This is a genomic window from Granulicella paludicola, from assembly GCF_025685545.1.
Lineage (GTDB): Bacteria > Acidobacteriota > Terriglobia > Terriglobales > Acidobacteriaceae > Granulicella > Granulicella paludicola.
Map to the genome: position 1 here is coordinate 68514 of NZ_JAGSYC010000018.1, position 12771 is coordinate 81284.

Consider the following 12771-nt stretch of genomic DNA (forward strand, 5'->3'; position numbering starts at 1 on the left):
TACGTCACCCGTTACTCCACTTGCTTCTTCGCAGGAGCTCTCTTCTTGACAGACTTGTTTTTCGCCGACTTCTCCTTCTCCGCATGATATTTCTCCAGCAACTTTCTGCCTTTCGCAGCAAGCCGCTCTGCCGCTGCCATCGTCTTCGGCACCGGTTCGCCCCAGGCATGCGCACTCAGAGCCAGCCTCGTCGGCTTGCCCTTGTCATCGACCATCGGCCCGCGCGGATGAGTAAAATGCCGTGTCAGGAACGACCCCTTCCGCCGCATCTTTTCCGGAGTATCCGCTGCTCCCGTAACCCCCGGCTTCAGGTTCGACCCCTCTGTCTTCTTGAAAAACGCCCGTCCTGCCGCCGTTAGCCCGCCCCTCGGGTCTTTCCCATTAGCAGGCATCGAACCACTCTTCTTCGCAGCTTTTTTCGTAGACATCGGCTCAGTCTCCTCTGAACCTCAGAGTCGAAACACACCTAAAGAGTTTGCCAGCCTGAATATCCAACTCGCCGCTCTATTCGTACTATCGACAACACACGCCCCTTCATCGACCGAACGCACGTTATACTCGCGCAGTAACGCAGCGGCCCACATTCGAATTATCCAAATCTCCCTGGAGAACAAACATGCTCAAAGGATTTCGCGACTTCATCTTGCGCGGAAATGTTATGGACCTGGCCGTCGCCGTCATCATCGGCGCCGCCTTCACCGCCATTGTCACCGCTCTCACGACCAACATCATCAACCCGCTGCTTGGCGCGGTTGTCGGCAAGCCGAACTTCGACTACCTGGTCGGCCATCTCCACGGCGGAGAAATCAAGTACGGCACCTTCCTCACGGCCGTCATCAACTTTCTGCTGATCGCAGGTGTCGTTTATTTTTTCCTCGTCCTGCCGACCCAGTTCCTGTTGAAGAAGTTCAACCCACCCGCCGCTGCGCCGCCAAGCACCAAGGCTTGCCCGCAATGCCTCGGCGATATCCCTCTCGCCGCGACACGTTGCAAGTTCTGCACTCAGCCCGTCTAGTCAGCACGCTCGAACAACGCCCACCACGGCCCGGACCATCCTTCTCCATCGCGTACACTCCTTAGACACCCTTCCAGGAGCTACTTGATGCGCAGATCGATCGTCCGGGCCGTTCTCTTCGGCAGCCTCGTCTCTCTCAGCACCCTCGCCACGCAGGCCCAGGCACCAGCCGTCTTCGGCTACTCGGACTTTTCGCAGCAGGCCAAGTGGGACGCCGCCTTTCTCGCCATCCCAGACGCCAAGCTCGCAGGCCAGCACCTAAAAATCCTCACCGCCGAGCCCCACTGGGCAAGCTCACCCGAGGACTACAAGACCGCCGTCTACGTCGCCGACAAGTTCAAAGCCGCAGGCTTGCAGACCGAAATCGTCCCCTACCGCGTCTGGCTCAACAAGCCCGTCAAGATCGAAATCTCCGCTACAGACGCCAACGGCAAACTGCTGATGTCCGGCCCCACGCCCGAGCACGTCGATCCCAAGCTGTACGGCGGCGACCCGTTCCAAGACGATCCTCGCGTCCTGCCCGCCTTCAACGGCTCCTCCGCCTCCGGTGACATCACCGCCGATGCCGTCTACGCCAACTACGGCACAGCTGAAGACTTCAAAAAGCTCAAAGAGCTTGGCGTCGACGTCAAAGGTAAGATCGTCCTCGTCCGCTACGGAGCCAACTTCCGCGGCGTGAAGGTCTATATCGCCCAGCAGGCCGGAGCCGCCGGCGTCATCATCTACTCCGACCCCGCCGACGATGGCTACGCCCGGGGCGACATGTATCCCCGTGGCCCCATGCGGCCTGCCTCCGCCGTGCAGCGCGGCAGCGTCCAGTTCCTGCCCATCTACGCTGGCGATCCCTCTTCGCCCGGCATCGGCGCTACCGAGTCGCTCAAAGACTCCGAGCGCATGATGGACACCACAAAGATGAACCAGCCGTCCATCCCGGCCAACCCGCTCTCCTACAAAGACGCTGGTCCGATTCTCGAAGCGCTAGGCGGCGCAGCCACCCCGCATGAGTGGCAGGGCGCGCTGCCCTTCACCTACCACCTCGGCGGCACCGGCACCGTCAAGGTCCACATGCACCTGGAGCAGGACTACAAGCTCCGCACCATCTGGGACGTTATCGGCACCATCCCCGGCGAAGACACGAAGGATCTCGTTGTGGCCGGAAATCACCGCGATGCCTGGGTCTACGGCGCGGTCGATCCCAACTCCGGTACCGCCGCCATGCTCGAAACCGTACATGGCCTCGGCGACTTGCTGAGACAGGGCTGGAAGCCGAAGCGCACCATCGTCGTCGCCAGCTGGGACGCAGAAGAAGAAGGCCTAGTCGGTTCCACGGAGTGGGTCGAAGCTCACGCCGCCGAACTCTCCCACGCCGTCGCCTACTTCAACACCGATGTCGCCGTCTCCGGCTCCGAGTTCAACGCCTCCGCCGTTCCCTCGCTCGCGCAGTTCGTCCGCGACGTGGCCCACCAGGTCCCCAGTCCCAAGGGTGGCACGGTGTATGACCAGTGGCTGAAGTCGCAGGACACGCCCCGCGCGCGCCGCAACGGCACCGCTCCCGAGGATGTCGTCGTCGGCACCCTGGGCTCCGGCTCCGACTTCACCCCCTTCTTCCAGCACATCGGCGTGCCCTCCACCGACATCGGCTCCGATGGTCCCTACGGCGTCTACCACTCCGTCTTCGACAACTACAACTGGTTCATTAAGAACGCTGACCCCACCTTCGTTTATGAGCAGCAGATGGCCCGCGTTTTTGGCCTCGAACTGCTTCATATGGCCGATGCCGAAGTCCTTCCCTACGACTACCGCATCTACGGTGCCGACGTCATCCGCTTCATCAACGAGGCCAGCCAGCGTGCCACCAACGCCAAGCTGAACCTCAACTTCACCCCTGCTACCGAAGCCGCCAAGCGCTTCGCCAACGCAGGTCAGACCATCTACGCTGTGCAGACCTCGAAACTCTCCGGAGCGAAGCTGGCCGAGGTGAACTCCGCCCTGCGCGACGCAGAGACGGCCCTGCTCATCAAGGACGGCCTGCCCCACCGCAGTTGGTATAAGCACTCCATCTTCGACCCGGGCGAGTACACCGGCTACGCCGCCGTCGTCATCCCCGGCGTCACCGAAGGCATCGATGCCAACGATGCAGCCCGCACGCAGGCCCAGCTCGCCGTCCTGACCACGACACTTAATAACGCAGCAGCCGTCCTTGAAAACGCCGCAAAATAGCGGCGATTAGGCCCGCCTGCACTCAGGAGGATGAACATTGTCATCCTGAGCGCAGGCGGGTCCCCGGCGAACGTTCTTTGTTCGTTGGGGTGCAAGCGAAGGACCTGCTTCTCGCCGGAAACATCCACGGCTAACCCCACCACCTATGCTAGAGTCCTAACCAAGAGGGCTCCCATGGCCAACAACGACAACCTCCTGCTGTCGCTCACCCCATCGACCCCGCGCGCCAATCGCTGGCTCGTCGCCTCCGTCGGCCTTCACGCACTCCTCTTTACCGGCCTTCTGCTGCACAAAGCCCCAAAGCTCTCAGCCGTGACCCGCCCCGGCGATCGCAACGGCCACAACATGCTGCTCACATGGCAGCCCGGCGAAAGCTCCCCGGCAGCGCAGTTGCAATCGAAAGCTGTTCCGCCGAAGAAGAAGCTTCCCCCAACGCCCACGGTTCCCACCCCGAAGCAGCCCGCGCCCACACCCGCAGCCCCTTCCACCGCAGCCGGTAGCTCCACCGGAACCGGTAACGACGCTCTCGGTGACGGCCAGATCACCCTTGCGCTCGAACTCAACCATCCTTACCCCAAGCCCAATCTCAACAGCCTCCCCGCGGGCACCCGCGGAGATGTCATCGTTGACGTAGTGATCGACGAAAAAGGCCACATCGCCAAGTCCACCATGGCCCACGGCCTGGGACACGGCATCGACGAAACTGTCCTCGCCACCATCCAGCAGTGGACCTTCCAGCCCGCCACCAGGAACGGTCAGCCGGTATCCAGCGAACAGGAATTGCTCTTCCACTACGAACGCGGATAAGGCCAAAACAAGACAGCAGTTAATAAAGAAACAAAAAGACCCGCCTGTGCTCTGGCGGGCCTTTTCACTCCTGTCTTCTCATTATTGTCTACTCACTGTTCGTTCACTGCCGCAAAGCCATCTGCTCAGTAAATATCTGCGTGAGTTCGGGCTTCTTCAGCCCATGGACTTCCTCGTTGTACTTGTCGACCTTGCTCGACCAGTTCATCGAGCAGAACTTCGGTCCGCACATCGAGCAGAACGCAGCTTCCTTGTAGTAGTCATCTGGGAGCGTCTCGTCATGCATCGAACGCGCGGTTTCAGGGTCGAGCGACAGCGCGAACTGAGCATCCCAATCGAACGTGTAGCGAGCATGCGAGATCGCATCGTCGCGATCGCGTGCACCCGGACGATGCCGCGCAATGTCTGCCGCATGGGCAGCGATCTTGTACGCGATGATGCCGTCCTTCACATCCTTCTCGTTTGGAAGACCAAGGTGCTCCTTCGGCGTCACGTAGCAGAGCATCGCCGCGCCATGCCAGCCGATCATCGCCGCACCAATCGCGCTTGTGATGTGGTCGTACCCCGGAGCAATATCGGTCACCAGCGGACCGAGCACATAGAACGGAGCGCCGTCACAGAGTTCGACTTCCTTATCGACCTGCTCCTTGATCTTGTCCATCGGCACATGGCCAGGGCCTTCGATCATGACCTGCACGTCGTCCTTCCAGGCCTGCCGCGTCAGCTCGCCCAGAGTCTTCAACTCCGCAAACTGAGCCTCGTCCGAGGCATCCGCAACAGAGCCCGGCCGCAGGCCATCGCCCAGCGAGTAGCTCACGTCGTACTTCGCCATCAGCTTCGTAATGCGGTCAAAGTTCTCGTACAGGAAGTTCTGCTTGTGGTTCGCGGTCATCCACTGCGCCAGGATCGCTCCGCCACGGCTCACGATACCCGTAATGCGCTTCGACACCATCGGCACATACTGGATCAGCACGCCTGCATGGATCGTGAAGTAGTCCACACCCTGCTGCGCCTGCTCTTCCAGCACCTCCATATAAAGGTCGATATTCAGATCTTCCACGCGCTTCACACGGCTCAGCGCTTCGTACAGCGGCACCGTGCCGATCGGCACCGGCGAATGGCGAATGATCGCCTCGCGGATCATCGGAATATCGCCACCGGTCGAAAGATCCATCACCGTATCCGCGCCATAGTGGACGGCCGTATGCAGCTTGCGCAGCTCCTCATCCACGTTCGATACCAGCGCCGAGTTGCCAATGTTCGCATTGATCTTGCAGAGCGAGCCCACGCCGATCGCCATCGGCTCCAGCTCAAGGTGGTTGATGTTTGCCGGGATGATCATCGTCCCCTTGGCAATCTCCTGACGGATATACTCGGCCTCGAGCTTCTCCTTGTGCGCCACATACGCCATCTCTTCGGTGATCTTGCCGAGACGAGCGAAGTGCATCTGGCTCATGTTCCAGTCGCCGGTGCGCGCAGCCTCAGCCTTACGGTTTACGATCCAGTCCTTGCGCGGCTGCGGAACGACGTAGTTGTTATCGTGTACGTGCCCGTTGCCATTCCCGTTGCCGTTCGTGCTCATAGATTCTCAATCTCCCACTCAGGAGCGCGCGGTTATCGCTGCGCCGTGCTCCCACTGTTATCCGATGAGTATACGCCGCGAGCTACCGGCGGAGATTGATAGGATGACAGTGTGAACAGCACTGCCTCTCTCGCAACCGTCGCGCTCCCTCTCGGCTTCAAGTGGACCTCCGCAACCGCCGGCATCAAAGCCAGCGGCCGCCCAGACATGGCCATCGCCGTCTGCGAATCCGGTGCCGCGGCGGGTGCCATGTTCACCAGCAACCAGATGGTCGCCGCTCCCGTCACCGTCGGCCGCCGCCACCTCAAGGCCACCGGAAGCATCGTCAAGGCCGTGCTCGTGAACTCCGGCAACGCGAACTGCGCCACCGGCACGGCTGGCCTCGACGCCTGCCAGAAGAGCTGCGTCGCTCTCGCCGACGCCGTCGGCTGCGTCTTCGACGAGGTCTTCCCCTCATCGACCGGCATCATCGGCGTGCCACTCCCCGTGGAAAAGCTCATAGCCGCCGCGCCCGCTGCTGCCGCCACGCTTGGCGACACCCCCGCCCACGCCGAAGCCTTCGCCCGCGCCATCCTCACCACCGACACCAAGATGAAGGTCGCCGCGCAATCCTTCGAGGTCGACGGCAAGATCGTCAACCTGTGGGGCTGCTCCAAGGGAGCCGGCATGATCGGTCCCCAACTCGTCCCCCACGCGACGATGCTGGTCTACCTCTTCACCGACCTCTCCGCCAGCCCCGAGCTACTGTCCTCTATGCTCACGCCCGCAGTGGAAGGCAGCTTCAACTCCATCTCCATCGACGGCGATATGAGCACCAACGACACCGTCCTTCTCCTCGCCAGCGCCAAAAGCGGCGTCGAAGCCACCGGCGAAGCTGTCCCGCTCTTCGAAGCCGCTCTGCTAGAGGTCTGCCAGTCCCTCGCCCGCCAGATCGTCGACGACGGCGAAGGCGTCACCCATGTCGTCACCCTCGACGTCACTGGAGCACGGACCGACGCCGAAGCCAAGCAGATCGCCCGCACCATCGGCGAATCCCCCCTCTGCAAGACCGCCTGGTCCAGCGCCGACCCCAACTGGGGCCGCCTGCTCGCCGCCGCCGGTCGCGCCGGCGTTGCCTTCGACCCCAATGACATCACCATCGAAATAGCCGGTCTACCCGTCTTCGAGAACGGCATGCGTTCCACCGCCTTCGACGAGGCCGCCACCCACGCCGCCATGAGCGCCCGCGAATACACCATCGCTCTTGACCTGCACCAGGGAACCGGCAGGAGCCGCTTCCTCACCTGCGACCTCACCCACGAATACGTCTCGATCAACGCCGACTACTCCACCTAGACTTCCGCAGGATCAAATACCGGAAATCCCAAATCGCTCCGATATTGGGCCACCGCTGGCGCATCTGTATAAGCCGCGTTTATCGTAGTAGTGGGTTAATTGCATACCGACACATGGAAGTAAGGGGATTTAGCGATGGCACTGCTCGACGAAGCTGTAAAGAAGGACCTGACCGCAGAGGTCGCTGAGTGGATTGAAGCATTTGACGAGGTCGTCGCGCATGACGTGCAGCAGGCTGAGCAGCTTCTCGCGCAGCTCCGCACCCGCGCACGCGAGGCTGGAGTGCCCTTCACCGGCGCCACTGTCACCCCCTTCCAGAACACCATCCCCAAGCACGATGAGCTCCCCTACCCCGGCGACCGCGCCCTCGAAGAACGCATCGAGTCCCTCATCCGCTGGAACGCCATGGCGATGGTGCACAAGCAGAACAAGTACGACGCTGGCATCGGCGGCCATATCTCCACGTACGCCTCGCAGGCCACCCTGCTTGAGGTCGGCTTCAACCACTTCTTCCGCGCCAGCTACGGATCGCAGCCCGGAGACTTCGTCTACTTTCAGGGTCACGCCTCGCCCGGCGTCTACTCCCGTGCCTTTCTCGAAGGCCGTCTCTCCGAGCAGCACCTGAAGAACTTCCGCCACGAACTCCGCGACACCCCCGGACTCAGCTCCTACCCGCATCCGTGGCTCATGAAGGACTTCTGGCAGTTCCCCACGGTCTCCATGGGTATTGGACCGCTGAACGCGATCTATCAGGCGCGCTTCATGCGCTACCTCGAGAACCGCGGCCTCATCGAGAAGACCGACCGCAAGATCTGGGCCTTCGTCGGCGATGGCGAAACGGACGAGGTCGATACCCTCGGCGCCATCTCACTCGGAGTCCGCGAAAAGCTCGACAACCTCATCTTCGTAGTCAACTGCAACCTGCAGCGCCTCGATGGCCCTGTACGCGGCAACGCCCGCATCATCGACGAGCTCGAAGGCGACTTCCGCGGCACCGGCTGGAACGTCATCAAGGTCATCTGGGGCTCCGACTGGGATGAGCTCTTCGCCCGCGACCATCAAGGTCTCCTGCTCAAGCGGATGGAAGAATGCGTCGACGGCGAACTCCAGGCCTTCAAGGCCAAGGGTGGCGCATACCTTCGCGAGAACTTCTTCGGCAAGTATCCCGAGCTACTGAAGCTCGTAGAAGATAAGACCGACGACCAGCTCGCCGCGCTGAACCGCGGCGGCCACGACCCCCTCAAAATCTTCAACGCCTACAAACAGGCAACCGAGCACAAGGGTGGTCCCACCGTTATCCTCGCCATGACTGTTAAGGGCTACGGCATGGCCTTCGCCCAGGCCCGCAACCCGACGCACTCTGAAAAGAAGCTCTCCGACAAAGATCTCGAAGCCTTCGCCAAGCGTTTCGACGCTGGTCTTAGCCCCGAGCAAATCAGCGGGGCCGAGTTCTTCAACCCCGGCGAAAAAGATCCCGCGCTCGCTTATATGCACGCTCGCCGCTCGCAGCTAGGCGGCTATCTACCCAAGCGCGAAGTGAAGGAATTCTCCTTCACCGCTCCTAAGCTCGACTTCTTCAAGGAGTGGCTCAACGGCTCCAAGGGCCGCGCCGCCTCCACCACTATGGGCTTCGTAAACATGCTCAACGGCCTGCTGAAACCGGCGTCGGGCATCAACAAGTACATCGTCCCCATCATCCCGGACGAAGGCCGCACCTTCGGCTTCGAATCCGTAATGAAGTCGGTCGGCATCTACGCTCCCGAAGGCCAGAAGTACACCCCGCACGATGCCGACGTCTTCCTCAGCTACAGCGAGAAGAAGGACGGCGCCATCCTCGAAGAAGGCATCACCGAGGCGGGCTCCATGGCCAGCTTCACCGCTGCCGGCACCGCTTATACCAACTACAACCTGCCCATCGTGCCCTTCTACATGTACTACTCGATGTTCGGCTTCCAGCGCATCGGCGATATGGCTTGGGCCTTCGCAGACTCCCGCGGCAAGGGCTTCCTCATGGGAGGTACCGCTGGCCGCACCACCATGCTCGGGGAAGGCCTGCAGCACCAGGACGGTCACAGCCCCGTGCTCGCCGGAACCATCCCCACCTGTCGCACGTACGATCCCGCCTTTCTTTACGAGATGGCGGTCATCATCCAGAACGGCATCGAGCGCATGTACGAGAAGATGGAAGACTGCTTCTACTACATCACCATGTACAACGAGGACTACGTGCAGCCCGAGGTGCAGAACCTTGATGGCATCCGCGAAGGCATCCTCCGCGGTATCTATAAATACAAGGCCGCCGAAAAGCCAGCGCAGGTGCAGCTATTCGGCTCCGGTCCGATCCTGAACGAAGTCCTGGAAGCGCAGCAGATCCTCGCCGAGAAGTACAGCATCGCCGCCGATGTCTGGAGCGTCACCAGCTACAACGAGCTGCGCCGCGACTGCCTCGACACCGAGCGCTGGAACCGCCTGCATCCCGCCGCGAAGGAGAAGAAGCCCTACATCGTTGAAGCCCTCGGCGATGCCGCGGGGCCCATCATCGCGACCAGCGACTACATGAAGTCCATGCCGGACTCCCTCTCGCCCTGGCTCGGCGGCCGTCTGGCCTCACTCGGCACCGATGGCTTCGGCCGCAGCGACAACCGAGAGCACCTGCGCCGTCACTTCGAAGTGGATGCCGAATCGATCGTCGCCGCAACGCTCTCCAAGCTGGTACGCGAAGGCGTCGTCAAACCCAAGGTCGCGGAGAAGGCCTTCGCCGAGCTTGGCCTCAATACCGAAGGCGCAGGCTCAGCCAAAGCCTGATCTCTTCGAACGGAATCGAGGCACGGCTTCCTGGCCGTGCCTCTTCTTTATTTGTCATTCCCGAAGGAAGTCTGCTTTTGTACTGGCTCTTGCACTCGCGTATCTCCCGCAGTTCGTCGTTCTGCCAAGGCTCCACAGATGAATCCCATGATGCATACTGGCTAAGAGCTTCAAACCCTCCCCAAAAGGAAACACCTGTTTGTCTGAGAATCCGTTGCTGCCCCACCGAAAACTGAGTGAACTGTATCTGCAGATGCTGCGTTGCCGCGATCTGGAGCGCAAACACAAAGCAGCCAAGCGCGGACCTCGCGAGGCCTTCCTCGCAGCGACGACCATGCAGCTGCTACCCGGCGATCTGCTAAGCCACGAGGCTGACGACGAGTCCGCCGAAATCCTCTCGCCCGTCGGCAAGTCGGGCAAGCTCGCAGGTTCACTGCACACCAGCGTTAAGTCACGGCTCGCAGTGTGCGCCGGCGCCGCGCGTGGCATGACCGCCTCAGCCACCAACGCCCTTGTGCTCGCGATCACCCGCGCAGGCGTCGCTGCACCCGGCTGGCAGGAAGCTCTGTTGTGGGCACACAACGACCTGCTGCCGCTCATCTTTCTCTGCGAAGACTCCGCAAACGGTGGCAAAGGCAAAACCGCCGACGCCTTGACCTGGTCCGCGATGGAGACCTTCACCCGCAAGAACCGCATCGCCATCACCGCCGTTGATGGCGAAGACGCTGTCGCGGTCTATCGCGTCATGCAGGAGTCCGTCATCCGCGCCCGCACCGGCTGCGGCCCCGCCGTCATCTGGGCCGTCACCTCGCCCAAGACCAAATCGGCACCGGCTTCGCAGCAGCCTGTTGCAAAACTGCAGAGCTACCTGCGCGTTCGTAAGATCGCTCTCCCGAAGCGCCCCTAAGCCTTACACTTGGGCATGGCTCTCCACAGGCGTAGCTCTGCAGTTCTGCTCCCCTTCGTTCTCTCCCTCGCTGCGACCGGGGCGCGTACGTCCATGGCGCAGAGCTCCTCTGTTCCCACCCCCACGACGGAGCCAGCCACCAGCTTTCCCTCCATGCCTGCGCCCACACCAGTAAAAATCCAGACCGTGGTGCCAGCACCCGGCCAGCCTCTTCCCCCGACACCACCCCCAGCATCAAAGCCCGTCAAGCAAAAGGCCGCCGCCATCCAGTCCACAACCATGGCCGCCCTCCCCGCCTACGATCCCTACGCCGAAGGCGACCACGGCGACGAACTCGGCTCCACCTACATCCCCGTCGACAGCCCCGTCTACGCCATGGTTCTGCGGCTCTATTCCATGGGCTACCTCGACACGGGCTTCATCAACATGCGTCCCTGGACGCGCCGCAGCCTGCTGCACCGCCTCGACGCCGCCTCCGCCCAGATCATGGGCGATAACAACGATGAAGCCGTCGCCCTGCTCGCCAGCCTGCAAAGCTATATCCCCGAAGAGACACCCGGCGCTGGCCTCGCCCGCGGCCGCGTCTATGGCCTGGACACCGTCTACTCCCGCTTCATGGAGATCTACGGCCAACCTCTCCGAGACAGCTTCCACCTCGGCCAGACCCTCTCCAACGACTACGGCCGCCCCTACGAAAAAGGCTTCAACAACATCACCGGCTTCTCCAGCGTGAACGAGGCCGGCCGCTTCTCGCTCTACGTACGCGGCGAATACCAACACTCCCCAGCCGCCGCAGGCTACTCGCAGGCGCTCTCCGCACAGCTCTCCAACGCGGAAAACATCCCCTACTCCGGCTACAACCTGAACCAGGCCACCATCCCCACCGGCCCCATCGCGCAGACCGACACCTTCGCTCTGCAGGAAGCCACGCTCTCCCTCCACGTCCTCGGGCACGAGATCTCCGGCGGCAAATCCGACGCCTGGCTCAGCCCCGACTTCGGCGGTGCCATGGGCTGGAGCAACAACGCCCAGGACATCTATTCCTTCCGCATCAATCGCGTCGAGCCGCTGCACATCCCTCTGATCTCGCGCGCCATCGGACCCATCCAGTACGACTTCTTCGTCGGCTCGCTCAAAGGCCACACCGACCCCAACGATCCGTGGATTCACTCCGAAACCATCGCCGTCGCGCCCACCAGCAACGTCCGCATCTCCTTCCAGCGCGCCGTGATCTGGGGCGGCGCAGGCCACGAGCCAGTGACGCTCCATACCTTCTTCCAAAGCTTCTTCAGCTTCAGTGACACCAACGGTGCCACCAAGGGCTCCGCGAAGGACCCCGGCGCTCGCTTCAGCTCCTTTAACTTCAGCTACCGGCTGCCCTTCCTGCGCAAGTACGTCACGCTCTACACCGACTCCACTACGCACGACGACGTCACCCCTATCAGCGCTCCCCGCCGCGCCGCCTACCGCCCCGGTGTGTACCTCTCGCATGTTCCCGGTGTGCCGAAGCTCGACCTCCGCGTGGAAGGCTCCAATACCGACATCTCCACCACCGCCAGCATCGGCGGCTCCTTTATGTACGTCGAGGTCATCCAGAAGCAGGGCTACACCAACAAGGGCTTCCTCCTCGGCGACTCCATCGGACGCGAAGGCAAAGGCGGCCAGGCGTGGGCCACCTATCACCTCTCGCCGAACGAGTGGATTCAGCTCGAATATCTCCATAAGAAGACCTCCAAGGACTTCATCCCCGGAGGCACCACGCAGAACCAGTTCAAGCTCGATGTCGTGAAGCGCCTCCGCCGCGATCTCGAACTCGACGGATGGGCGCAGTACGAAGGCTGGAAGGCCCCTATCTACAGCCCGAGCACACGCTTGGTCAAAGACACCACGGTGGCACTTCAGTTCACCTGGTTCCCCAGACTGCGCGCCACACCCGACGACTCGACTGCACCCGTACTTCGTATGCGCTGAGGTTGCCCACCTCGTTATTGCCGATAGAGTAATCAGTACAATCTGCCGATTACGACCGTACTGGAACGTTGCCACCATCGAAGGGATTGAGCGTGAACGCACCCGGCTGCTTCGCGTAGACTGACATAC

General features: G+C 61.7%; 9 protein-coding genes. 7 read left to right on the forward strand and 2 right to left on the reverse strand.

The features are described 5' to 3' along the window. Positions 1-11 precede the first annotated feature (11 nt). Positions 12-428 carry a DUF6321 domain-containing protein gene (locus OHL14_RS02100; RefSeq protein ID WP_263377649.1) on the reverse strand — a complete coding sequence of 139 codons (417 nt, stop codon included), beginning with the start codon at positions 426-428 and terminating at the stop codon, positions 12-14. A gap of 188 nt (positions 429-616) precedes the next feature. Between OHL14_RS02100 and mscL the strand changes: the two genes are divergently transcribed. The 3 genes from mscL to OHL14_RS02115 all read left to right on the forward strand — a co-directional run bounded on the left by mscL (position 617) and on the right by OHL14_RS02115 (position 4042). Then, a complete protein-coding gene (mscL, locus tag OHL14_RS02105; RefSeq protein ID WP_263377650.1) occupies positions 617-1015 on the forward strand; it encodes a large conductance mechanosensitive channel protein MscL in 399 nt (132 codons plus the stop codon). An 87-nt stretch (positions 1016-1102) separates the two neighbouring features. Further along, the gene (locus OHL14_RS02110) at positions 1103-3235 is read left to right on the forward strand and encodes a M28 family metallopeptidase (RefSeq protein ID WP_263377651.1); all 2133 of its coding nucleotides are present in this window, start codon (positions 1103-1105) and stop codon (positions 3233-3235) included. Positions 3236-3409: 174 nt separating this feature from the next. Next, positions 3410-4042, forward strand: a complete 633-nt coding sequence (locus OHL14_RS02115; RefSeq protein ID WP_263377652.1) for an energy transducer TonB — start codon at positions 3410-3412, stop codon at positions 4040-4042. 103 nt (positions 4043-4145) lie between these two features. Here OHL14_RS02115 and thiC read toward each other — a convergent pair whose 3' ends face one another. Beyond that, positions 4146-5624 carry a phosphomethylpyrimidine synthase ThiC gene (gene thiC, locus OHL14_RS02120; RefSeq protein ID WP_263377653.1) on the reverse strand — a complete coding sequence of 493 codons (1479 nt, stop codon included), beginning with the start codon at positions 5622-5624 and terminating at the stop codon, positions 4146-4148. Between the two features lie 111 nt (positions 5625-5735). Here thiC and argJ point away from each other — a divergent pair, with 111 nt between their 5' ends. The 4 genes from argJ to OHL14_RS02140 all read left to right on the forward strand — a co-directional run bounded on the left by argJ (position 5736) and on the right by OHL14_RS02140 (position 12642). Further along, positions 5736-6959, forward strand: a complete 1224-nt coding sequence (argJ, locus tag OHL14_RS02125) for a bifunctional glutamate N-acetyltransferase/amino-acid acetyltransferase ArgJ (RefSeq protein ID WP_263377654.1) — start codon at positions 5736-5738, stop codon at positions 6957-6959. Between the two features lie 135 nt (positions 6960-7094). Continuing rightward, a complete protein-coding gene (gene aceE / locus OHL14_RS02130; RefSeq protein ID WP_263377655.1) occupies positions 7095-9764 on the forward strand; it encodes a pyruvate dehydrogenase (acetyl-transferring), homodimeric type in 2670 nt (889 codons plus the stop codon). Positions 9765-9963: 199 nt separating this feature from the next. Next, positions 9964-10671, forward strand: a complete 708-nt coding sequence (locus OHL14_RS02135) for a thiamine pyrophosphate-dependent dehydrogenase E1 component subunit alpha (protein WP_263377656.1) — start codon at positions 9964-9966, stop codon at positions 10669-10671. Positions 10672-10686: 15 nt separating this feature from the next. Continuing rightward, positions 10687-12642: a capsule assembly Wzi family protein gene (locus OHL14_RS02140; protein WP_263377657.1), complete on the forward strand. Its 1956-nt coding sequence runs from the start codon at positions 10687-10689 to the stop codon at positions 12640-12642. The last annotated feature ends 129 nt before the right edge of the window (positions 12643-12771 follow it).